A 22,139-nucleotide genomic window follows, 5' to 3' on the forward strand; every position below is an offset into this window, starting at 1 on the left:
TACGGTAGAAATGAGGTTGAACATGAAAAACTATGAGGAATGGAAAGAACTGTTTCCGCTATTAAAGGTTGTTTATAAAAAACTAAAAACCGAATGGTATAAAGGAATAGATTGCAGCTTCTCCATTAATCAAACGAGAATGCTCCAGCATCTTGATAAACAAAGTCCTATGAAATCGACAGATATAGCTGACTTGTTATTGATTACAGCGGGTGGAGTTACACTCATAGGAGACAAGCTCATGGAAAGAGGGCTTATTCGCAGAAATCGCAGTGATGAAGACAGACGTGTCGTTTATCTGGAAATCACAGAAGAAGGCAAACAATTTGTTGAGTCTGCTAATGAAAATGATGATGCAATTATCCGATATATGAGTGAGCGGATCTCACAAGAGGATTTGGAACATTTGAGACGAATATTTACATTGCTTGATGATTAGTTGAAACTAATCTAATCGAAACATTTTAGCAGCATGAATTGGAAGGGGAATACGGAAGTATGGTTATGGATCAAATGCAAAAAATGAAAGACATGAAGCAGCAAATTACTCGTTTTCTAATGATGTACAAATTTGCAATTCAAGAGCTGGAGACAAAGGTAGAAATATTAAAGGAAGAATTTCATTTATTGCATGAATATAATCCGATTGAGCATACGAGCTCGCGTTTAAAGTCTCCAAAGAGCATTGTAGAAAAGTTATTTCGGAAGCAAAGCGAGCTTTCTTTTAACGGTATTCGGAATCACATTAAAGATATTGCGGGTTTGAGAATAACCTGTTCCTTTATTTCTGATATTTACCGGATTAGCGATATGCTGAGTAATCAGAGTGATTTGACCTTATTGGAGGTTAAAGACTATATAAAAAACCCGAAGCCAAACGGCTATCAAAGTTTGCATCTTCTCATTGAAGTGCCGGTATTCATATCGGATCGAGTTGAAAATGTTTGTGTAGAGGTTCAAATTAGGACAATAGCGATGGATTTCTGGGCGAGTCTGGAGCACAAAATCTATTATAAATATAAGCAGGCGATACCTCCTCATCTACTGAATGAACTAAAAGAGGCAGCGGATTCTGCGTCCGCGCTGGATCAGAAGATGGAGCGACTGCATAATGAGATAGCAGCCATTAAAGAAGAGCGAGAGGATGACCTGGGTGATGAGATGCTTCGACTGATCATGAATAATCAGAGTGGCTCAATTCCAAACATGTTGTTAGAGCTTTTTGAGGATGGACAAAAAAAATAATAGTCGTGAACCCTGTATCAGCAACATAAAGTGAAAGTAGTGCCAAAAAGTGCTGCCAAACGAGTGTTGTTGAAAGGTGGTCATACGGCGATGGTTATTTCAAGCTTTCAAGCCTTTATTCAAGTGTTCGGCTTATCAATCTCCATGAGCTTAGTAGGCGGCCTAATCGGACATTTTGTGAAAAATGGGATTATCGAATTACCGAAACTCGTCATAGAATATGATGAAGAAGGATTATCCCTTTCTTCAAATTGGTTAGTAAAGTGGATTCAACGCATTTATTATTTTGTTATATTTGTGATTGGTTTTAGAGATCACAGCAATGCGAAGAAAAAGATTTTTTTTGATCTCGGCTTTCTAGGCGATTTGTTGATTGCAATCGGAACGGGTATATTAGCAAAAACAGCATTAGCTATGGCGAATACATCGGACAATTTTGCTGTCGTGAGCAGTTCATTGCTTGCGGGCTATGCAGGCTTATCCTACTTGAAGAGTAAGCAGAATAAAGAGTTTGCTGATTTGTTTCCCGAAGAAATGGATGATCCAAATCCGCGAACGCCTCCGAAATAATATGCAAGTTTACTTAAGTTTTGCGTATAATGACCATAGCCGATAAACAATTTGCTTACGCATCGATTTTTCGCAAACTATCAAAGGAGGGTGGCGCGTGTGGGGAAAATAACGGTCAAAGTGACAACTGAGGAAATGCATGAGCTCAAGAAGTTAGCCGAGATAGTCAAAAATCCTCAGCTTCCCATGTCTGACCGTCGCATTGCTAAGACGCAATATGAGTCCATTATTAACTTTGCAAAAAACAGTAACCGCGGCATTATATCATCTGTTTAATTGTAAACAAAACCTGTTGAAGCCGCTCCTTGAAGGAGCGGCTTATTTGTTTTATGTGATTTGTGAGTACCACACACGAACTGCCGCATAGATCGTCAGTTGTCCAGGCTCAATCGGTGTAACTAAAGCATCCGATTGGAAGGTTCTCTGGACGGGGATAGGTTCGGATGAGCGGGAAAGTTCCTGGACTTTGATGGGAACTCTGGAGATGGATGTTCCTAATGAATTCGAGATTGCTGTAGCTTTCAGGCGGGCGTTCTGGACAGCAAGCGACAAGGCCTCGATTTCAAATCGTTTTCTTTCCTTAATCGAGAACTGAATGGAAGAGACGGTGTTGGCGCCGTGAGAAACAGCGGTATCTACTACATATCCAGTTTGATCAACTTGATCGATGGTGATTTGTAAGAGGTGGGTCAATTTGTAGCCTTGAAAAACTTGTTTGCCGTCTGGGTAATCATACACCATTTCGATTCGATAATCGTTCGTTTGGATATGTTCGCGAGGGATGCCTAGATCGAGAAGAGCTTGAATGATGTCCGTTGTGATTTGTGTATTTTCGGACTGGACCGATTGCAATTCCTTGCCTTCGGTTATGGCTCCAAGGATGACCAACGCTCTATCTGGAGCAGCTGCAACGGTTCCTTCGCCTAAAACTTCAATGGTGGACACGCTTTTGCAGGGAATGGGGATAGCCGCATAATAGATTTGATTACCGTACATCGTGGGCTCCTTTCCAACTTACAGGGTATAGATTAATGTATGGAAGGATAACCTCGGAAATGATTGCTTATGATTCTCTATTTGCGGACGATTGCCTGAAAAAGTATACAAAAATGGCGGGCAAGAGTAAATCTTGCACCGCCATTTTTTTAGACGAGCTTTAAGGCAGCTCTATTGTAACTTCGCGCTTGCTTGCTGCGGAACGGAGAACACCGTCGATAATTGCTTGGTTGTACAAAATTTCCGCTCCAGGAATAGGAGCTGGGCGATCTTCCGCGATGGCTGCGACAAAGTCTCTAACCTTCTCGTCGAATAAGTTCAGTCCATGCTGGATCACTGGAATCGTAGAATGGATATGCTGATCTACCACATCGTGATAAAGCGTCATACTGCCGACGCTTCCATCCCAAACGCCGCTCCAAGGCCCAGTTCCCGCTGGTGTAACTTTAAGTCCGCCGTCTGTTCCAAGGAACATCGTTGCACCTAGCGAATCCATATGCATAGCCCAGCTTATTTTGTAATTAAGAACAATATCGCCCTCAAGACGAATCATCGCCACGCCAAAATCCTCTACTTCAAAATTCGCAGCTTCACGGTGGTATTTCGGATTGGTTCCAAAATGATTCGATGTATAAGCTGATACGGTAAGAGGCTTAGGGTAACCGAGCGCATTAAGCGCCATATCGAGTGAATAGCAGCCGATATCAGCCATCGCGCCTGCGCCTGCAAGCTCCTTGGAAATAAACGTGCCGCCAGGCATGCCGCGCCGTCTGCCGCCGCCCGTCTCGACAAAGTAAACGTTACCAAGTTTTCCCGATTGGACAATCTCTTGAATCAACGTCATATTCGGGTCGTATCTTGGCTGAAAGCCTACGGTCAATATTTTTCCACTACGCTCAGCGGCTTCAACCATATCGATGGACTGCTGGAGTGTAACGGACATCGGTTTTTCAACGAGCACATGCTTGCCGGCATTTAAAGCGTTTATAGAAGTCTCTGAATGAGCAAAGTTTGGTGTGCAGATGCTGACACCGTCGAGATCAAGCTCCAGCAACTTCTTATGATCATCAAAAGCAACGGCGTTAACAAGGCCCTCTTGTTCGATAAAAGCTTGCGCTTTTCCTGCTATGCTGTCTGCCACAGCAACAATCTCCACTTGAAGAGGCATCTTTTTATAAGCTGAAGCATGCGCTCTTGCAATACCGCCGCTTCCTATAATTCCGATTCGGATCGTTCTAGTCATTTTAGTACCCCTCTTTTCATCGTAGTGATTCTACTTTAGCACAGCTCTATTAGGCATGAAATGGTGAGAAAAGGACATGACATCTACAAAATCATGACATTAGCCCTTAATTGATGCTAGTTTCATTTTGTACAATAAAATGCTCGCATTTGTCCATTGCCGATAATAAGGGTTTTGTTCTACGATAAACTAGCTACAAATGATAATGGTTATCATTTATTGCATAATAAGAATAGGTTAGGAAGGAAGCTGGATATGCTGCGTCGTTTTTTTGCTTATTACAAGCCTTACAAGAAACTGTTTATTTTAGATTTTTCATGTGCCATTCTGGCTGCGTTGCTTGAACTTGCTTTTCCGCTTGCCGTTAACCGGGTTGTGGATGATTTGCTGCCGAGCGGCAATTGGAAATGGATTTTGTATGCGTGTGTTGGGCTTTTAGTCATCTATGTGTTCAGCTCTGCATTACATTATGTCGTTACATATTGGGGCCACAAGCTGGGAATCAACATCGAGTCTGATATGCGCAAACAGCTGTTTGATCGTGTACAGAAGCTGAGCTTCCGTTTCTTCGACAATAACAAGACGGGCCATCTGGTGTCACGCATGACAAATGATTTGATGGATATTGGTGAGATCGCCCATCATGGGCCGGAAGATTTGTTCATTGCCATAATGACGCTCACTGGAGCGTTCGGTATAATGCTGAGCATTAATTATCAACTAGCTTTAATGACCTTTGTCATTATTCCGCTTATGATTTATTTGTCGCTGTACTTCAGCCGCAAAATGTCAGCCGCCTTTAATCGGATGTTCTCTGATATTGCCGACTACAATGCACGCGTTGAAAATAATGTAAGCGGCATTCGTGTCGTTCAAGCGTTTGCGAATGAAAAACATGAAATGGCTCGTTTTGCCGAAAATAACGGCCGATTCCGTTTGACGAAGCTGATTGCCTATCGCGTGATGGCATGGAATTCATCGATCAGCTTTATTCTAATGAAGCTAATTTCTTTATTCGTACTCGTATGCGGTACTTGGTTTGTTATTCAAGGCGACATGAGCTATGGCGAGTTCATCGCGTTCGTCATGCTTTCGAACGTATTTTTAGGTCCGATTAAACAGATTAATTCTGTCATTGAGACGTATCCAAAAGGAATAGCCGGGTTTAAACGATATTTGGAATTACTTGAGACAGCACCTGATATCGACGATGCGCCGAATGCGAAAGCTATCAGCAATCTCAAAGGTAATATTCAGTTTAATAAAGTAACGTTTGGCTATGAGAATAAAGAGAAAGTTCTACAGGGACTCAGCTTATCAATACGTGCAGGAGAGACGGTAGCACTCGTTGGGCCATCGGGAGCTGGGAAAACAACGTTATGCAGCTTACTCCCACGCTTCTATGATGTGGATGAAGGGTCGATTACGATCGACAACATTGATTTGCGCGAGATGACCCTTGAATCGCTGCGCTCCAACATTGGGATCGTCCAGCAGGATGTGTTCCTCTTCGATGGATCCATTCGAGAAAATATTGCTTACGGCAAACTCGGAGCTTCGGAGGAAGAGATCATGCACGCAGCTCGTCAGGCACAGCTGGAGGAGCTTGTATTATCGCAGCCTGAAGGATTGGATACACTTATAGGCGAGAGAGGCGTTAAGCTCTCTGGGGGGCAGAAGCAGCGGCTCTCCATTGCCCGAATGTTTCTGAAGAACCCGCCGATTCTCATTTTGGATGAGGCGACCTCTGCGCTTGATACCGAGACGGAAGCGGCAATTCAGCTAGCTCTTGCCGAGCTGTCCCGCGGTCGAACGACGCTTGTTATCGCACATCGTCTTGCCACTATCAAAAATGCTGACCGAATCGTTGTTGTAGCGGAGCAAGGGATTGCCGAGCAAGGCAAGCATGATGAATTGCTGCATGCACGCGGCGCTTACAGCAGGCTTCACCAAGCTCAATTCGGCGCATAATGGGATTTATGAGGATTGGCTCAGCAGCACGGGGAGAAGCGAGAGCAGCTTGTCCCTTGTTGAAGCATCCTCCTGATTCCAGTCGCGTTCATCGAGCACGTAACTGAAGCCATTTTTGACGGCAGGAAGGTTTCTCCATATTGGGCTGCGCACCAATTTCTCCATGGCTGCTCTTGATTCGGGGCTTTCGGGCAGCATCATGAACACACGATCGCCTGCATATTGTTGAATGGTTTTTTCTGTGATTTCCTTATACGGTCTTCCTGACTTTAAAACGTCCTGAACCTTTCTTGTAGGGAGGAATCCGTCTGGATGGTACAGTATTGAGGATAAACCGATATTGCCCATTACAAATAAACGCTCCCCCCGATGATAGATAAATACGGAAGCTGTCTCATTAGGCCGAATGAGTGTTTGAAGCTGCTGCCACATTAACAATGTATTGCTATTATAATGAAGAAGCCATTGCTGGGCTTCTTTTTTTTTGCCAAACCACTCTCCAAGCATGAGCAGCCTCTCTTCAAGAGTGCCTCGTGAATTATAGGTGAGCGTAGGGGCAAGCTCAGACACTTGCGCATATAGTCTTTCATCGGAATGGTCAAAAATAATGATGTCAGGCGTTAGAGCAGAAGCCTGTTCCCAGCGGAAGGGCTCACCTTTACTGATCATATGGCTTCCTACTAGCTGAATGCCAAGCGTCTTCATATCTCCGGTACTTTCTCCACAATAAAAGATTCGATTTGGCTTGGCAGGAATGCTGACCTCGTGCCCGTCCCAATCCTTAACGAGTATGTTTTGGCGCATCGAAATCGCATATTGCCTTGGCGAGAAACCGGTCATAAGCCGGAAGCGGCGGCTGAAATAATACTCATCGGTGAAACCGACACGTTCTGCTATATCGCGTAGTGTGTTATCGGTATGTATAAGCCAATCTTTGGACCGATTGATCCGAAGTTCATTCAAATAATCTAACGGCTTCTTGCCGGTGAGCTCTTTGAAAATGGAAGTGAACTGCCAAGCTGGAACGTTGGCCATATCGACTAGCTGTTTGACGGTTATCGTGTTCTGAAAATGATTTTGCATATATTGAATCGTTTGTTCAACGGTTTGCGTGGAGCCGGTCATGCGGTCGAATTGTAAGTTGAGATCAAGAACAAATCCGATGAGCTTCTGAAAATGCGTTTGCTGTCGATGCGCTTCAATGTTATCGCAGCTCGTGATTCCGGTATACAACTGGCTCAGCAAATCAATCCATTGTGCAAGCGGATAAACACGCAGCTCTTGACGATTTGGGAATAGCTGCTCGCTATAGTGCTCAGGAATACTATTTTTTAAATGAAAGATATGGAAGGAGATAAGGTAGTATTCCAATTTGCTATCGTCTATATTTTCGAATTGGTAAACGGTATTCGGTGAGAGAAGGAAAGAACTGTATGACGAGAAAAGGAAGCTGCGATTATCAGTAAACAATCTACCGCAGCCGCTCTTGGAAATAAGCATCGTGTAACAGGAAGTCACTTCCTCCGCTAATACTTCGACCTCCGAATGGCTGTGCAGCTTCATATCCACAAAATGAAAGCTTAACGATCGTAGGGGTAAAGTCGGATGTGTAAAGTCAGGCATGGCTGTAACCTCATTTCGATACTGATAATCGTTATCAATTGATTTCATTATAATCAAATAGAAGAAGCTAATCAACAGTAGTTGAAGAGCTTCTTCTTGTTTAACAAACGATAAGCAGCATTTATTTTTTTATAAGCGCTTTTGGCAGCTCTTCAATCAGCCATTCTCTAGAAAGTGCGTCACTGGACGCTTTGAGTAAATCCAAATTGTACACTTGTCCATTTTTCACGGCAGGGAGCTTGAGCCATATATCGCTTTTCATTAGCTCGTTCGTTGATTGCTGCGCATCAGGAGCAACCGGATTTAAAATGAAGATGCGATCAGCTGCATATTCTGGCAGCAGCTCAGAGGAAATTTCTACAAAACCTTGCTCCTTATCGATGATATCTTGGATGATAGGCGTTGGCTTGAAGCCGCCTTTCTCATATAGAAATTGCGGGAGCCCTGTACCTGCCATAATAAATAGCCGGTTGCCTGGATACATTGTGAAAACAGATGCGGTCTCGCCTTCTTTAATGCCGCTATCATGAATTTGTTTCCACATTTCTGCTGTTTTGACCGCGTGCTCCGCAAGCCAATCCTCAGCTTCTTGCTTCTTATTCAACAAATCCCCTAATGTACGCATTCTCTCCTCCAGCGTGGCGAAGGAGTTAAACGTTACGGTTGGAGCAACTTTAGAAATAACCTCGTATTGCTGTTCGTCCGAATTCGAAAAAATGATAAGATCAGGCTGCAGTGTCAATGATTTCTCAACGCTTAACGGAAAACCTACGTCCTCGACATCTGTGAGCTGCTGCTCAAATACCGTGCCTTTAATGATATCCTGCATGACGCCGACCGGCTTGACACCAAGCGCAAGCAAATCTCCTGTGGTTTCTCCGTGAAAGATAACACGCTGCGGAGTAACCGGTACCTCTACCACATGCTTCGACCAGTCGGTGAAGGAGCGGGTCGTTTCTGCTGCTTGTTCCGTAGCTGCAGGTGCTTTTGTTGCTTCAGCAGTTGGACTTGCTGTATTACCCGAATTTGCTGAATTGCTGCCACAGGCTAGCAATATGCTTCCCATTAGTGCGAACGTAGCCAAAAGAGCGGCTGATTTTGTTCCTCGATACATGTTAGTTCTCCCCCAAATGATGGTATAAGATAATGATAATCATTATCGGTTAATATAATCATAATAAATACATAAGCCTTACTCAATGGACAAATTTAAGAAAGGTCTTTAAGTTTGTCCAAATGCAGCAGTAAGGACGTGAATGAATAACGAAAACCGGATACCAGTGAAGGTATCCGGCTTTTGTTGTTATCCAGCCCATTATAAAATATTTGATAATTTCCGGTATTCGCGGGGGGATATTCCTTCATGACGGCGGAATATACGGCTGAAGTAATGGATATCGGAATAGCCGACGACGCTCCCAACGTTCTCTATTGACAGTTCGGATTCCCGAAGCAGCCTTCTTGCTTCTCGGTGACGTATAGACTGAACATATTCGCTAGGAGGTATGCCGGCGATTTGCTTAAACAGCTTCGCTGTATGGTCGATGCTTAAATTTAGTTTCTCTGCAATCGCTTTGTTTGTCCAATTGGTAGACGGTGAAGCCTCAATTTCCTCCATTAATTCGGCAATTTTGCCGCCATGAAGAGAGGTTTGTCCGGCGGATTGAGACGTTGGTGATCGTAGCAAATGAGCAAATATATGAAGCATTAGAGATTTGCAGACTAGCTCATATCCGAGCGGGCGCATTGTGAATTCATGGACTAGCTGCTCCATCAATTGAACGCATACGAGCGGCGGAGTATAGACGGGATGATCGGACAATGGAGCCAAACCTTCCATATAAGGCTCATAAGTGAATTTATGTGGCAAAACGGCTGCTTCGTTCACGACCATGTCAGCTTCTGTCTGGATATCAAGCTCATCAAAAAAATCGAAATGAATGCCGAGAAATCGAGCGTTAGGGCTCGAAACGACTTCATTTTGGTGATAGACGCCAGAAGACAAAAAGATAAGCTGACCAGCTTCAAGCTTGTAGCGTTGCCCATGCATCGTTGTAGCTGCTTCGCCTTGGCACACGTAAAGCAGCTCGTAATCATATAATCTACGCCTTGGCAGAACACCGGTTGGCAAGCGCTGAAACTGCGCGTAATGTACGCTGGGCGACCATTCACGGAACGGTGTTGAACGAATGCGTGGAAAGAGGGATTCAGACTTTTCCAAGCGGCAGGCTCCTTCCAATAGAAAGAATAAAAAAGAACGGAATTGTCCAAAAAATCGCTTTTCTAGCTAAATAAATTTAAGGATGAATCGTTTATTATAAAGGTATTATCACATGTTGCAGCTGTAAATTCAATATAACGTAATAATCTAAAAAGGAGTTTGAACAAATGGAGGCTGCTGCGTTTCAAGAGAGTAAAACCTACCTTTGCAGACAACTGCCGAGCAGTCTAGAAGACGCCGACTTTGGTACTATCCATTGGGATAGCTTTGATGCGATTGAACTGGTAGACACAGTCACTGGCAATCAACCTAAGGAGCGTACGGAAGTGCGAGCATGCTGGAGTCCGAAATATTTGCACATTCGATATTTATGCGAGGATTCACATGTTGTTTCTGATTTTACTTTGCGGGATGAGCCACTTTATGAGCAGGATGTCGTTGAGCTGTTTATCGATGAGGATGGTACTGGAAATCGTTATCTAGAGCTTGAAGTAAGCCCGAATAATATTGTTTTTGATGCGCTGATTGCAAGTGACGGCGAGGCCACGATAACAGCGACGGACTTAGCTTGGAGGTTTGAGGGTCTTCAGACTGCTGCTCTAGCGGATGGCGAAGCTAGACGGGTTTATTTCGTGCATATTCCGGTTGGAAATTTCAAGCGGCCCTTCGAACAGGGATTAAGCTGGAGAGTGAATTTTTACCGAATTGATGAGGACAGGCTTGGCAACCGTGAGTACCAGGCTTGGCAGGCTACTAAAGCCGTAAACTTTCATCTTCCCCGTAAATTTGGCAGGTTATTGTTTATTTAAAACATAAATATAGGAGGCTTTTTTATGAAAAAAGGGATTAATATTTGGTCTTTTAAAGGTGATACAACGATTGCAGACAACATTCGTACAGCAAAGAAAGCAGGATTTGATGGAATCGAGCTGTCTTTGAATGAGACGGGCGAGCTTAGCCTTGCAGCGTCTGACAAAGAGATTCAAGAAATCAAAAATCGATTACAAGAAAATGAACTGGAAATAGCAGGTTTAGCAACTGGCTTGTATTGGTCATATCCAATGACGAGTGAAAACGCGGCAACGCGTGAGAAAGCAATCGATGTATGCAAGAAGCAGCTGGAGCTTGCGGCCGCTCTAGGCGTAGACACTATTTTGGTCATTCCAGGCGCTGTAGGTGTTGACTTTATACCAGGCAGTGAAGTTGCTGACTACGAGTATGCATATGACCGAGCGCTGGAAGCGATCGGGAAACTCGTCCCATTTGCAGAGAGTGCAGGTGTCTCCATTGGCATTGAGAACGTTTGGAACAAGTTTTTATTATCACCGCTTGAGATGCGTTCCTTTATTGATGCACATGGCTCAAGTTATGTAGGCTCGTATTTCGACGTCGGCAATGCGCTGCATAACGGTTATCCTGAGCAATGGATTCGTATTTTGGGTCATCGCATCAAGAAAGTACACTTTAAGGATTATCGCCGCCAAGCAGGTGGATTGCATGGCTTTGTTGATCTGTTAGCAGGTGATGTTGATTACCCAGCTGTCATGCAGGCGCTTAATGCGATTGGCTATGACAATTATGTAACTGGAGAAATGATCCCGCCGTACAATCATCATTCCGAACAAATCATTTTCAACACTTCAAAAGCGATGGATGCAATATTAGGCCGCTAGAATTCATATTTTTCTAAAAATGACAAGGAGGTTTTTAATATGTTAAAGGTTGGTTTAATCGGTTTTGGTTTTATGGGTCGGATGCATTTTGACAATTATGTACGTCTTGCTGCGGAAGGGGCTCCTGTGCAGCTCGTAGCGATCTGCGATCTGCTGATCGAGGAGTTGAAGGAAGGCAAGGCGTCTGGCAATATCGCGACAGAACAAGATGTATATGATCTTGCGCCTTACCGTTTGTACGATAATATTGCGGCGATGCTGGAGAATGAAGAACTAGATATCGTTGATATTACATTGCCTACTAATCTGCATGCAGACTTAACGTGTATGCTGCTAGAGAGAGGAATACATGTAATGTGCGAGAAACCTGTGGCTGGCAGTTCAGAGGATGGCTGGCGCATGGCAAATACAGCAGAGCGCACCGGAAAAACGTTGATGATCGGTCAATGCTTGCGCTTCTGGCCAGCTTATGAATACTTGAAGGCTTGTGTTGAGGATGGGCGTTATGGAGCAGTTACGGGCGGTTATTTCTTCAGGGGGTCAGGCGCGCCAAAGGGTTGGTTCCTCGATGGCAGCAAAAGCGGAGGCTGCTTAGTGGACATGCACATTCATGATGCGGATATGGTTCACTGGCTGTTTGGCAAACCTGAGAAGGTGTCGACGATTGCCCGCAATGTCATTCCGGGCAGCGGCTACGATGTAGTGTCTACACATTATATTTATCCGGATGGGAAGGTACTGAATGCGCAGGCAGACTGGACGCTGGAGGGAGACTACGGTTTCTCCATGACGTATCGCGTTAATTTTGAAGGCGGAAATCTCGTTTTTGAAAATGGTCAAGTGAAGGTCAATCCAAATGATGCGCCAAGCTTTATCGCCGAATTGTCTGATGATATGGGTTATTATCGCGAACTCAAATATTTCATTGAATCCATTCATAATGGTAAGCCGGTATCGATCTGTGCACCTGAGAGCGCTGTTGGCACGCTTGAAATCATCGAAGCGGAACTGCGCTCTGCCAATGAAGGCGGAACGCTGGTGTCTTTGTAAAAGGTTGAGCATTCATATAGCAGCCGAACAGCTCGTCTATTTGAATAAATGAATGCAAGACAGCAATCGCCTAATGTAAAGTAGAGATTGCTGTCTTGCAAGTTTGTTTACGGAAGAGGCATTACTACTGGGCAAGCAGTTCGTCGCTGCGCTCGGCAGCAGGGAGTGGGGTGCGCTTTACTTTGACTTCCTGAAACATAATTTTGTTGGACAAAATGTATTCTGGTGTTTTACGGTGGGAATGAGATTCACGGAATGCCTCGCTTTTGGTCCAGTTGTTGAAATCATCTCTTGATTGCCACCTTGTTACAATGGAAACTTCATCATAGTCCTTTAGGTTTTGCGTGAGAAGCACCTCAAGACCAAGAAAACCTTCCATTTCCTCGACCTTGCCAACCCGATCAAAACGCTCAACAAGCTTTTCTCCTTCACCCTTCGTAATTTGCGATACATTCGTCACAATAATCATCGTTTCTTCCTCCTCGTCGGTTTTGGGTATGGGAATGATAATCGGATAACGCTCAGCAAAGCTGATTCTCGCATCCAAATCAAATATGGAGCGCATGAAACGTGGCGTAATCATGGTTCGTGGTTCTCCAGAGTCAGCAAGCTCACCGTCTTTCATCGCAATCATATGATGGCAATAAGCAGCTGCCTGCTGTAGATCATGCAGGACCATTACGATCGTCGTTCCGTATTCTCGGTTTATTTTTGCGAGTGTCTCCAGCACTTCGAGCTGATGACACATGTCCAAAAAGGTAGTCGGCTCATCTAATAGAAGAATTTCGGTAAGGTTCTTATAGAACCCAAGAACAGTCTGGTTACTCACGAAAGAGGGCATTAAGCGCATATGTGTTCTTACAGAGTCAAAAGTAACATTCTCAAGTGGCTGTAAGAACCAATAGGTTTTTATAGAGCCATTGTGCATTCGGGTTACTTACGGAAGAGGACATTAAGCGCATATGTGTTCTTACAGCGCCATTGTGCATTCGGGTTACTTATGGAAGAGTGCATTAAGCGCATATGTGTTCTTACAACACGAAAAGGAACACTTCCAAGTGGCTGTAAGAACCAATAGGTTCTTACAGGGCCCAAGTGCAGCTTGGTTACTTGCGAAAGAGATGATTAGGCGCATATGTGTTCTTACAGCGCAAAAGTAACATACTCAAGTGGCTGTAAGAACCCATAGGTTCTTACAGCGCCCAAGTGCAGTTTGGTTACTTGCGAAAGAGATGATTAGGCGCATATGTGTTCTTACAGCGTCAAAAGAAACATACACAAGTGGCTGTAAGAACCCATAGGTTCTTACAGGGTCCAAGTGCAGCTTGGTTACTCGCGAAAGAGAGCATTATGCGGATATCTGTTTTTACAGCGCCAAAAGTAACATACTCAAGTGGCTGTAAGAACCAATAGGTTCTTACAGGGCCAAAGTGCAGTCTGGTTTCTCATGAAAGAGAGCATTAAGCGCATATTTGTTCTTACAAAGCCCAAGTACAGGGTGGTTATTCGCGCAAGAGGGCATTAAGCGCATATCTGTTCTTACAGCGCCAAAAGTACCATACTCAAGTGGCTGTAAGAACCCATAGGTTCTTACATGGCCAAAGTGCAGTCTGGTTACTCGCAAAAGAGGGCATTAAGCGCATATGTGTTCTTACAGTGCCAAAAGAAACAATTTCAAGTGGCTGTAAGAACCAATAGGTTCTTTCAGAGCCCAAGTGTAGTTTGATTACCTGCGAAAGAGGGCAATAAGCGCAATGTGTTCTTACAGCGCCAAAAGTAACATTCGAGTTAGACCCCGTAAAGTTGTCGATATGAAGTAGGTGTCATCCCCTCATGCGCCATAAATCTTTTGTTGAAGTAACTGACGCTCGGATAACCGGCATCACTGGCAATTTGTCCGATATTAACATCCTTGCGTTCCAGAAGCCATTGCTTCGCCATCTGTAGGCGGCAACGTGTAATAAAGTCCATTGGCGTCATTTCCATGACATTTCGGAACAATTTGCAGAAGTAGTAAGGACTCACTCCAGCTTTCTCAGCCCATTGCTCAAGTATGAACGGCTCAGCCGCTTCCTGCTGCATCAGAGGGAGCAGCTTTAAGATGCGGTTGCCTGCTGTACTTGCTTTGCTGCCGGAAATAGGCACAGCCTGCTCGATAAACACTGCGAGTATGGCATAGGTTAGTGCAGAAAGTTTTGTTGGGTGCAGCATGCGAAACGTTTCAGCCTCGACCAGCAGCTCCTCGTGTACCTGTTCCCAAGCGGTCGGCTGCCGGATCGTCCAAAGCTGGCTTTTGTGAAAACCTCTTTCAATCATATAATCCTGAAGTCCGCTTCCATAGAAATGAACCCACCGTATATCCCATGGATCATCCTTGCTGCTGTAGTAATGCTGCCGCTGCAACGGGAAATAAAGAACGGCTTCTCCAGCTTCAAGCGTATGCACCTCGCCATCCCACTCCACATAACCTTTCCCGGATACGACGTAATGAATATTGAAGTTGTTCAGTGCTCCAGCCAGACGCATCGTGTAATGCTCAGGTTCATTCCAGTAGTTTCCGACAGATTCAGGCAAACAAAAAAACGGGCTGTTTGGCAGCGTAAGCAGATGGATTTGCCTTTGTATGATGCTCACCTCAATGACAATATTGTTTTAATCTACAACAAAATAATATCATTTTATTTTTCAGTTATCTACTTTAAACTAGAGGCAAGCACAATGTAATCGTTTGATACTAATTTGTATCGGACGATTATGGAGCTGCAATGAGAACTTATCGAATAGCTTGTTTCAGCTCGTAATCACAATATAATAATAAAATAATGGTTGAGGTGACGATGGAGTGACAACGAAAAAGCTAAAATGGGGCATTATGGGCTGCGCAGGAATCGCCAAAGGGGCGGTCATACCAGGCCTTCATCTTTCGGAATTAAATGAGGTAGCGGCTATTGCAAGCCGTGACGTAGACAAGGCAAAGAAGACGGCAGAAGAGCTAAATATACCGGTTGCTTACGGCAGCTATGAAGAACTGCTTGCGGATGCTTCTATTGACGTCATATACATTCCGCTCCCAAATCATTTGCATAGAGAGTGGACAATCCGGGCTGCTGAGGCTGGCAAACATATTTTGTGCGAGAAGCCGCTTGCTTTGACTGCAAAAGAAGCAGCTGAGATGGCAGAAGCCGCTGCGAAAGCAGGCGTGTTGTTGTCCGAAGCTTTTATGTATCGATATCACCCTAGATATGACATGATCAAAAAAGTGATTGAAGATGGAGAAATAGGAGACGTTCGCGGCATTCGCAGCGCGTTTACCTTCAACAATGCAGGACATAAAGAAAACGTGAGATACCGCAAGGAATGGGGAGGCGGCTCGATTTACGATGTGGGCTGTTATCCGATTAATGCCGCTCGCTTGCTGCTTGGGAAGGAACCCGAGGCCGTTACGGTTCAAGCTTTGTTCTCACCAGAGCATGATCATGTCGATATGATGGCATCTGGACTAATAGAGTTTGAAGGCGCGGTTTCACTGACGTTTGATTGCGGCATGTGGGCAGCATTCCGCAACCCGCTTGAGGTGCTAGGTACGGATGGCATTATCGAAGTTCCATCTGCATTTGTGACTGGCACACCGGGAAGCGGTAATTTCTTCGTAAATGCAAAAGGAGAGCGCCGAGAAGTGGAGGTTCCGCATCTTAACGCCTACACTCTACAGGCCGATCATATGGCAAATGCCATTAACGGCATATCAGAGCTGCAGTTCGGCGGTACCGATGCTGTAAATAACATGAAAGTCATCGATGCTTGTCTGCTTTCTGCTCATGAGCGTATACGTATTAAAATATAACTAAACCACAATTTAGGAGGAAAACAACGATGGAATTTATTCAAATAGAAGGTTCACCCAAGCAGGTATCACGCTTAATGAAGGGCTCAGATTATTTTTTTCACGATTCCTACGAGAAAGCAGCAGCAAACCTAGATGCTTTTCTAGCGATTGGAGGCAATTCAGTCGATACTGCACATATTTATTGCGGCGGACAAAGCGAGGAAGTTATTGGCCGTTATATGCAGGAACGCGGCAATCGCGAGCAAATGGTTATTTTGACCAAAGGCGCTCATCATGATCATACTGGTCCGCGTGTGAACAAGGAGGCCATTGCACAAGATTTGGAGGAAAGCCTGAAGCGTCTGCAAACCGACTATATCGACCTTTATGCGCTGCATCGGGATGATCCTGCTGTTCCAGCGGGAGATGTTATCGATATTCTCAATGAACATGTGAAAGCAGGCACCGTTAGAGCAATTGGCGTATCAAACTGGACGTGGCAGCGAATTAAGGAAGCAAACGAATACGCCGCAGCAAATGGGCTTGTTGGCTTTTCATTCAGCAGTCCGAATCTTAGCCTTGCGAAAGCGAATGAACCATTCTGGTATGGCTGCGTCTCCGCTGATGAGGAAACTTGCGCTTGGCATGAAGAAGAGCAGTTTCCGCTGCTATCTTGGTCATCGCAGGCAAGAGGTTTCTTTACGGGAAGATTTTCTCCAGAGGTTAGAGATAATGAGGATCTCGTACGCGTATTCTATAGCGATGAGAATTGGGAGCGGCTTGCACGCGCTAAGCAGCTGGCAGCTGAGAAAAACGTTAGTGCTATCCAGATTGCGCTTGCATACGTGCTTAACCAACCGTTCCCAACCTGTGCTTTGATCGGAGCGCAATCAGCAGAGGAGCTTCATTCCTGTGATGCAGGCTCACTCATTACGTTGACCAAGGAAGAAATGGACTGGCTTGATCTGGCTGTGCAGAAGGTTTAATGAAAATTAGCTATTGAATAGTAAGGATTAGAGGACAAAGCTACTCGATGTGAGTTGCTTTGTCCTTTTTGTACATTCTTGGACTCATTCCATACGTTTTACGGAACAATGCGGCAAAATGATTGTAATTATTAAAGCCAACATCAAGCGCAGCTTCAGTTGCCGATCGGCCCATATGCTCGATTAAGAGAGCCGCTTGCTGGAGCCGCAGATGATTCAGATGCTCCACCACGCTTGTGCCTGTTTCCTGTTTAAAGAGATGGGATAGTCGCGAGAGGGATAATCCAACCGATGATGCCAATTGTTCAAGACGGATCGGTTGATCCATATGCCGCGATAAATATTGCAGGGCTAGCTCGATACGGGGATCGAGTCGTTTATCGAACTGCTGAGCTGTGAGCAAAATAACTTGGCGCAGCGCGTTCTCACATAACATTTGCCAAAAGCTTGCTCGTTCTCTCGAGTCACTCAAAATATGATCGAAGGTTAGATGCACTCTGCTTCGCATATTGCCGTCTGGAATCGTGATGACGATGCTATCCTCTTTGGGCAGATAGTCGATTTCAGGTAGTTTTTGAAAATGTGCCCAATAAAAATGCCAGCGGTTTCCCGGCACCGTCCCATACTCGTGGGGAATGCCAGCGCGCAGCAACCCGATTTGACCACTGCGGCAACGTTTCTCTCCAGCGGGTGTACGCAAATAGCCTTCGCCCTCTAAGGTGTAAAAGATGAGCCAATCACTTATTCCGTTTGGCCTACGACAACGATAGGAATCGGATTCATCATTAAGACCGCTTAGAAACACGCCGCCGTGTGTTTCGATTTCAGCTTCTTTCCTGTGATGTGGAAGCATATCTATCTCCTCCAGAATAGTTGGAATAGCATAATACCAGTAGTTTTCAGCAGTAATCATTCTTCCTTAAAAATAACGAAAGCTCTATGATTATGTCAAGAAGAATGATTGTTTCAGTAAAGGAGCGTTATGCGATGACAAAAGTTTTGCAGGCATTAACGGAGGAGCAGGTTAATCAATTTCGTACAGAGGGCTATATCATAATAAAAAACCTTTTTTCACAAGAAGACATTCGTACGATCGAAGACACTTTTGAGGAAATGAGTCATAAAGCGGTGCCAGGTTATTTCGAGCCAGATTTGTCAGGGACGACAGATGATCCGTTAAAGCGGTATCCACGGGTAATGCATCCGCATCGCTTTAACGAGACATCCAAAAAATATCTGCTCCATCAGCCAGTCATGGAAGTATTAGCCGATCTTTATGGTGAAGAGGCACTTGCAGCTCAAAGCATGTTTTATTACAAGCCTCCTGGCTCAAGAGGTCAGGCTCTGCATCAGGACAATTTTTATTTGCAGGTGGAGCCTGGCAATTGCATTGCGGCGTGGACTGCAATCGATGCGGCAAATGAGGAGAACGGCAGCTTGCTTGTTGTTCCGAAGACGAGTGAGCATGAAATTAGTTGTCCTGAACTGGCAGACGTAGCGGAATCATTCACTTCCCATTACGTAAAGCCGCCGAAGGATCATAAAGCAATGCCGGTTATTATGGACAAAGGCGACGTTCTATTTTTCAACGGAAATTTGATTCATGGGTCTTATAGAAACAAGACAAAGGATCAATTCCGCAGAGCCTTCATTTGCCATTATGCGAATGCGTCTGCAACTCATATTAGTGATCACTATCGCCCTTTGTTTAGACAGGACGGTACAGTTGTCGATTTGGAGATCAACACGGACGGAGGCCCATGCGGAGTTGAATTTGATACGGCATATCCGCACTAATCGATAATGAAAATAGCAGATAAATTGCAGGTTGAGATGTCTTGGTGGGGTATGAATGGATTGCAAGGAACGGCGGGATATGCGCCTGATATTGAAGGGAAATTTAAGATCATAGCGGAGAGCGGATTCGATGGCATTAACGCATTTGTGCCAGCTCCTGAGGAAAGTGGTTTATGGAAGGAGCTGCTCCATCAATACAATTTGTCATTTAGCGTAAATGCTTATCCTACTTCTCTGAACGACATGTCTGAGTTTTTGGATAAAGCGGCTGCTTTTGATAACATTCGCTACATTAATGCGCAAGTGATGAAGCCATTCCTAATTGGCGACTCGGCGTTAGAGCTGCTCTCTGGGATTGACGCGCTCTCGAGACAAGCGGGCATCCCCGTTTATGTTGAGACACATCGGGGTACGATTACACAGGATCTGATTCGAACGCAGCAATATTTGCAGTCACTGCCGGAGCTTAAGCTTACGATCGATTATTCTCATTATGTCGTAGCGGGCGAGCTTCATACGATATCGGATGAGGCTGAGCAAATGCTGCAAAGCTTGCTGCCAAACACGCATAGTATTCACACCCGAATTTCGAATGGCGAGCAAATACAGATCGACCCAGGAGAAGCGGGCAATCATCCGATGCTGCCTCATTTCTCGAGGTGGTGGAGCCATGCAATGAGGCATTGGGTTAAACGGCCGAGACAGGAGAATGATACATTCCCTGTCGTCATTGAGCTGGGGCCTGCTTCGTACGCGATTACGTCAGATGAGGCTGGTTCTAGGCAAACGGAGATTAGTGACCGCTGGTCGCAGTCGCTTTACTTGAAGCAACTTGTGCGGCAGCTCTGGCAAAAAGAGATAGAATAAAGGAAACCCCGACTTGGACCAAGATGGTTCAAGTCGGGGTTTCTTCGTATGGCATTTCATTTATCAACTTTGTGATGGGATTACTATTTTTCAAAAAGAACATTTATAGCTTCAACGAGCCGTGGATCAGTTACAAAATATTTATGACCAACGGAATTCGTTGTAAAGGATAGCTTTTGTTGATCACCTTCAAACAAGGCGACGGAATAACGAAAACCATCTCTTTTGCTTTGATCCGAAGCTGGTATAAATGATATATCTTGTATAGATGTCAGCCAATCTTGGATTTGCTTCACATCGTGATAAGCTCGTTTATCTTCTGTAGACCCATTCGTAATTTCCAGATAATCTACGAACAAAATGTCTCCTGAATAAAAATCACTTAATGATTGGGATTCATTGTTAGTCTCCGCGCAGCCAGAAGCAAATAGGAGGATTAACAATAATAGGGACATTCTAATCAATCGGATCTCCTCCTCATGGAAAGTAAGGTCTCACTTAATAACGGTGAAAATCAAAATAATGTTCCACGTTATTAGTAAGAGGCTTCATGATGTTTCTTCAATTTCATTAGTGGTAGCGCTGATCAACCTAATATGGAGCAGACAGGTATCAAAAATGCAATTTGCGTCATATCCTATAGCATGTTCGCATAGCTAAACAGGGTGATTTTAATAGCTATTCTATTCGAGGCTGTTCTGAGGTTTATATCCATTTGGGACAACCCATTAATTTAATAGACGTATGCATGTGCATACTACAGTTGCAAGCGAGCTAATAACTTGACGTCACTTAATAACTTATGTATCATTACTTACGTAAAGTAACTGAGTTTCACCTAAAATAGAATATGTTTTTTTATATAATTATAGGAAAGCGGTGTTTGACATCAACGAGAAAATACAACAAGATGCTCAGCCTTCGAAGGAACGAGCAGAAGTGTTCGAATTTGGCATTTATACATTAGGAGACATCAGTACTGATCCTATTAGCGGAAAGTCGCCTAATGCGAGAGATCGTTTGAAGGAAATCGTGGCAGCCGCAAAGCTTGCTGATGAGGCAGGCATTGATGTGTTTGGAGTGGGTGAGCATCATCGTTTGGATTTCGCTGTAACTTCTCCGCCAGTCCTACTTGCAGCAATCGCTCAAGCTACGAAGCGCATTCGCTTAACGAGCGCAACAACGGTGCTTGGAACCTCTGATCCTGTTAGAGTATTCGAGGATTTCGCTACGCTTGATTTGCTGTCTGATGGACGTGCTGAAATTATTGCGGGACGCGGGGCTTACGTAGAATCCTTTCCGTTGTTCGGTTTTGAGCTTGAGAACTATAAGGAACTCTTCCATGAGAAGCTGAATCTGCTTCTAGAATTGAATAAAGCAGAACATATAACATGGAATGGGAAATATAGAACCCCGCTGCAAAATGCTGAAATTGCTCCTCGTCCAGACCAGACGCATCTACCGGTTTGGGTCGGTGTCGGCGGTACGCCTCAAAGCGCTGAGTTGGCAGGAAGTCTTGGTCTAGGAATGACCCTTGCGATTCTGGGCGGTGACCCCGCTCGGTTCAAATCGCTTGTTGAAGTATACCGGGCTGCGGGCATTCGTGCAGGTCATAAGAAAGAAGCTCTTAAAGTAGCTATAACAAGCCATGGTTATATTGCTGACTCGACTACGCAAGCGAAAGATGAATATTATCCTTATTATGCGAATTATGTGAGCCAGTTCATGGGCGGCAAGCAGAGAGGCGAGAAGATGGCACGCGAACAATTCGAACAATTAGCAAGTCCGATAAATGCACTGGCTGTTGGCAGCCCGGAAATGCTTGTTGAGAAAATATTAGCGCAGCACGAGCTCTTTGGACATCATCGCTTCATGGCTCAGTTTGATATTGGGGGCATTCCATTCTCAAAGGTAGCCGCTTCGATTGAGCTGCTTGCGACGAAGGTTGCGCCAGTTGTTCGCAGAGAGCTGAGCAAAGGAACTGTCATTAAAGCCGATTAATAGTAGCGATAACAACAATAACTAGAAGACTGTTCAATGCCATCTTATGGCGGCGGCAGTCTATTTTTTT

General features: G+C 44.6%; 22 protein-coding genes. 13 read left to right on the forward strand and 9 right to left on the reverse strand.

The window, feature by feature from the left end:
- Window positions 1-22 precede the first annotated feature (22 nt).
- The 4 genes from AC787_RS06270 (at window position 23) to AC787_RS34055 (ending at window position 2,091) form a co-directional block, all read left to right on the forward strand.
- Complete coding sequence (locus tag AC787_RS06270) at window positions 23-439, forward strand: MarR family winged helix-turn-helix transcriptional regulator (RefSeq protein WP_054023993.1); 417 nt, start codon at window positions 23-25, stop codon at window positions 437-439.
- Between the two features lie 59 nt (window positions 440-498).
- Window positions 499-1,245, forward strand: coding sequence for a GTP pyrophosphokinase family protein (locus AC787_RS06275; protein ID WP_054023994.1), 747 nt, complete (start codon window positions 499-501; stop codon window positions 1,243-1,245).
- Window positions 1,246-1,335: 90 nt separating this feature from the next.
- Entirely contained in the window at window positions 1,336-1,815 is a 480-nt protein-coding gene (locus AC787_RS06280; RefSeq protein WP_054023995.1) for a hypothetical protein, read from the forward strand.
- Window positions 1,816-1,914: 99 nt separating this feature from the next.
- Window positions 1,915-2,091, forward strand: a complete 177-nt coding sequence (locus tag AC787_RS34055) for a hypothetical protein (RefSeq protein WP_161807520.1) — start codon at window positions 1,915-1,917, stop codon at window positions 2,089-2,091.
- Between the two features lie 51 nt (window positions 2,092-2,142).
- On the opposite strand, the gene AC787_RS06285 is transcribed toward AC787_RS34055, so the two are convergent.
- Complete coding sequence (locus tag AC787_RS06285) at window positions 2,143-2,811, reverse strand: SIMPL domain-containing protein (protein WP_054023996.1); 669 nt, start codon at window positions 2,809-2,811, stop codon at window positions 2,143-2,145.
- A 160-nt stretch (window positions 2,812-2,971) separates the two neighbouring features.
- Window positions 2,972-4,054 (reverse strand): Gfo/Idh/MocA family protein, encoded by a 1,083-nt coding sequence (locus AC787_RS06290; RefSeq protein ID WP_054023997.1) that lies wholly within the window; start codon window positions 4,052-4,054, stop codon window positions 2,972-2,974.
- Window positions 4,055-4,309: 255 nt separating this feature from the next.
- Between AC787_RS06290 and AC787_RS06295 the strand changes: the two genes are divergently transcribed.
- A complete protein-coding gene (locus AC787_RS06295; protein ID WP_054023998.1) occupies window positions 4,310-6,025 on the forward strand; it encodes an ABC transporter ATP-binding protein in 1,716 nt (571 codons plus the stop codon).
- Between the two features lie 6 nt (window positions 6,026-6,031).
- On the opposite strand, the gene AC787_RS06300 is transcribed toward AC787_RS06295, so the two are convergent.
- The 3 genes from AC787_RS06300 to AC787_RS06310 form a co-directional block, all read right to left on the reverse strand.
- Window positions 6,032-7,648 carry a helix-turn-helix domain-containing protein gene (locus tag AC787_RS06300; protein WP_054023999.1) on the reverse strand — a complete coding sequence of 539 codons (1,617 nt, stop codon included), beginning with the start codon at window positions 7,646-7,648 and terminating at the stop codon, window positions 6,032-6,034.
- 121 nt (window positions 7,649-7,769) lie between these two features.
- Entirely contained in the window at window positions 7,770-8,762 is a 993-nt protein-coding gene (locus tag AC787_RS06305; protein WP_054024000.1) for an ABC transporter substrate-binding protein, read from the reverse strand.
- 201 nt (window positions 8,763-8,963) lie between these two features.
- On the reverse strand, window positions 8,964-9,869 hold the full coding sequence (locus tag AC787_RS06310) for a helix-turn-helix transcriptional regulator (RefSeq protein WP_054024001.1): 906 nt from the start codon (window positions 9,867-9,869) through the stop codon (window positions 8,964-8,966).
- A 167-nt stretch (window positions 9,870-10,036) separates the two neighbouring features.
- Here AC787_RS06310 and AC787_RS06315 point away from each other — a divergent pair, with 167 nt between their 5' ends.
- Genes AC787_RS06315 through AC787_RS06325 form a run of 3 tightly spaced genes read left to right on the forward strand, consistent with a single transcriptional unit; the run spans window position 10,037 to window position 12,592 of the window.
- A complete protein-coding gene (locus AC787_RS06315; protein ID WP_082360651.1) occupies window positions 10,037-10,678 on the forward strand; it encodes a carbohydrate-binding family 9-like protein in 642 nt (213 codons plus the stop codon).
- 24 nt (window positions 10,679-10,702) lie between these two features.
- Window positions 10,703-11,542 carry a sugar phosphate isomerase/epimerase family protein gene (locus AC787_RS06320; protein WP_054024002.1) on the forward strand — a complete coding sequence of 280 codons (840 nt, stop codon included), beginning with the start codon at window positions 10,703-10,705 and terminating at the stop codon, window positions 11,540-11,542.
- Window positions 11,543-11,581: 39 nt separating this feature from the next.
- A complete protein-coding gene (locus AC787_RS06325) occupies window positions 11,582-12,592 on the forward strand; it encodes a Gfo/Idh/MocA family protein (protein ID WP_054024003.1) in 1,011 nt (336 codons plus the stop codon).
- Window positions 12,593-12,716: 124 nt separating this feature from the next.
- Here AC787_RS06325 and isdG read toward each other — a convergent pair whose 3' ends face one another.
- On the reverse strand, window positions 12,717-13,421 hold the full coding sequence (isdG, locus tag AC787_RS35175; RefSeq protein ID WP_321166104.1) for a heme oxygenase: 705 nt from the start codon (window positions 13,419-13,421) through the stop codon (window positions 12,717-12,719).
- A gap of 959 nt (window positions 13,422-14,380) precedes the next feature.
- Complete coding sequence (locus AC787_RS06335) at window positions 14,381-15,217, reverse strand: helix-turn-helix transcriptional regulator (RefSeq protein WP_054026932.1); 837 nt, start codon at window positions 15,215-15,217, stop codon at window positions 14,381-14,383.
- Window positions 15,218-15,464: 247 nt separating this feature from the next.
- Between AC787_RS06335 and AC787_RS06340 the strand changes: the two genes are divergently transcribed.
- Entirely contained in the window at window positions 15,465-16,436 is a 972-nt protein-coding gene (locus AC787_RS06340) for a Gfo/Idh/MocA family protein (RefSeq protein WP_200930735.1), read from the forward strand.
- A 29-nt stretch (window positions 16,437-16,465) separates the two neighbouring features.
- Window positions 16,466-17,404 (forward strand): aldo/keto reductase, encoded by a 939-nt coding sequence (locus AC787_RS06345; protein WP_054024005.1) that lies wholly within the window; start codon window positions 16,466-16,468, stop codon window positions 17,402-17,404.
- A gap of 40 nt (window positions 17,405-17,444) precedes the next feature.
- Here the strand turns inward: AC787_RS06345 and AC787_RS06350 are convergent, their stop codons facing one another.
- Window positions 17,445-18,257: a helix-turn-helix domain-containing protein gene (locus tag AC787_RS06350; protein ID WP_054024006.1), complete on the reverse strand. Its 813-nt coding sequence runs from the start codon at window positions 18,255-18,257 to the stop codon at window positions 17,445-17,447.
- Window positions 18,258-18,391: 134 nt separating this feature from the next.
- Between AC787_RS06350 and AC787_RS06355 the strand changes: the two genes are divergently transcribed.
- Together AC787_RS06355 and AC787_RS06360 are read left to right on the forward strand one after the other, a co-directional pair.
- Window positions 18,392-19,201, forward strand: coding sequence for a phytanoyl-CoA dioxygenase family protein (locus tag AC787_RS06355; protein WP_054024007.1), 810 nt, complete (start codon window positions 18,392-18,394; stop codon window positions 19,199-19,201).
- A gap of 36 nt (window positions 19,202-19,237) precedes the next feature.
- Window positions 19,238-20,068, forward strand: coding sequence for a sugar phosphate isomerase/epimerase family protein (locus AC787_RS06360; protein ID WP_054026933.1), 831 nt, complete (start codon window positions 19,238-19,240; stop codon window positions 20,066-20,068).
- An 83-nt stretch (window positions 20,069-20,151) separates the two neighbouring features.
- On the opposite strand, the gene AC787_RS06365 is transcribed toward AC787_RS06360, so the two are convergent.
- Window positions 20,152-20,532, reverse strand: coding sequence for a hypothetical protein (locus tag AC787_RS06365; RefSeq protein ID WP_054024008.1), 381 nt, complete (start codon window positions 20,530-20,532; stop codon window positions 20,152-20,154).
- A gap of 424 nt (window positions 20,533-20,956) precedes the next feature.
- Between AC787_RS06365 and AC787_RS06370 the strand changes: the two genes are divergently transcribed.
- Window positions 20,957-22,069 carry an LLM class flavin-dependent oxidoreductase gene (locus AC787_RS06370; RefSeq protein WP_235561053.1) on the forward strand — a complete coding sequence of 371 codons (1,113 nt, stop codon included), beginning with the start codon at window positions 20,957-20,959 and terminating at the stop codon, window positions 22,067-22,069.
- The last annotated feature ends 70 nt before the right edge of the window (window positions 22,070-22,139 follow it).

Source organism: Bacillus sp. FJAT-28004 (assembly GCF_001280845.1).
Classification (GTDB): domain Bacteria; phylum Bacillota; class Bacilli; order Paenibacillales; family Paenibacillaceae; genus Pristimantibacillus.

Excerpts from the sequence above, each read along its gene's own strand:
- AC787_RS06270 (WP_054023993.1), top strand. The coding sequence starts at position 23 with ATGAAAAACTATGAGGAATGGAAAGAACTGTTTCCGCTATTAAAGGTT.
- AC787_RS06275 (WP_054023994.1), top strand. The coding sequence starts at position 499 with ATGGTTATGGATCAAATGCAAAAAATGAAAGACATGAAGCAGCAAATT.
- AC787_RS06280 (WP_054023995.1), top strand. The coding sequence starts at position 1,336 with ATGGTTATTTCAAGCTTTCAAGCCTTTATTCAAGTGTTCGGCTTATCA.
- AC787_RS06285 (WP_054023996.1), bottom strand. The coding sequence starts at position 2,811 with ATGTACGGTAATCAAATCTATTATGCGGCTATCCCCATTCCCTGCAAA.
- AC787_RS06290 (WP_054023997.1), bottom strand. The coding sequence starts at position 4,054 with ATGACTAGAACGATCCGAATCGGAATTATAGGAAGCGGCGGTATTGCA.
- AC787_RS06295 (WP_054023998.1), top strand. The coding sequence starts at position 4,310 with ATGCTGCGTCGTTTTTTTGCTTATTACAAGCCTTACAAGAAACTGTTT.
- AC787_RS06300 (WP_054023999.1), bottom strand. The coding sequence starts at position 7,648 with ATGCCTGACTTTACACATCCGACTTTACCCCTACGATCGTTAAGCTTT.
- AC787_RS06305 (WP_054024000.1), bottom strand. The coding sequence starts at position 8,762 with ATGTATCGAGGAACAAAATCAGCCGCTCTTTTGGCTACGTTCGCACTA.
- AC787_RS06315 (WP_082360651.1), top strand. The coding sequence starts at position 10,037 with ATGGAGGCTGCTGCGTTTCAAGAGAGTAAAACCTACCTTTGCAGACAA.
- AC787_RS06320 (WP_054024002.1), top strand. The coding sequence starts at position 10,703 with ATGAAAAAAGGGATTAATATTTGGTCTTTTAAAGGTGATACAACGATT.
- AC787_RS06325 (WP_054024003.1), top strand. The coding sequence starts at position 11,582 with ATGTTAAAGGTTGGTTTAATCGGTTTTGGTTTTATGGGTCGGATGCAT.
- AC787_RS06340 (WP_200930735.1), top strand. The coding sequence starts at position 15,465 with ATGGGCTGCGCAGGAATCGCCAAAGGGGCGGTCATACCAGGCCTTCAT.
- AC787_RS06345 (WP_054024005.1), top strand. The coding sequence starts at position 16,466 with ATGGAATTTATTCAAATAGAAGGTTCACCCAAGCAGGTATCACGCTTA.
- AC787_RS06350 (WP_054024006.1), bottom strand. The coding sequence starts at position 18,257 with ATGCTTCCACATCACAGGAAAGAAGCTGAAATCGAAACACACGGCGGC.
- AC787_RS06355 (WP_054024007.1), top strand. The coding sequence starts at position 18,392 with ATGACAAAAGTTTTGCAGGCATTAACGGAGGAGCAGGTTAATCAATTT.
- AC787_RS06360 (WP_054026933.1), top strand. The coding sequence starts at position 19,238 with ATGTCTTGGTGGGGTATGAATGGATTGCAAGGAACGGCGGGATATGCG.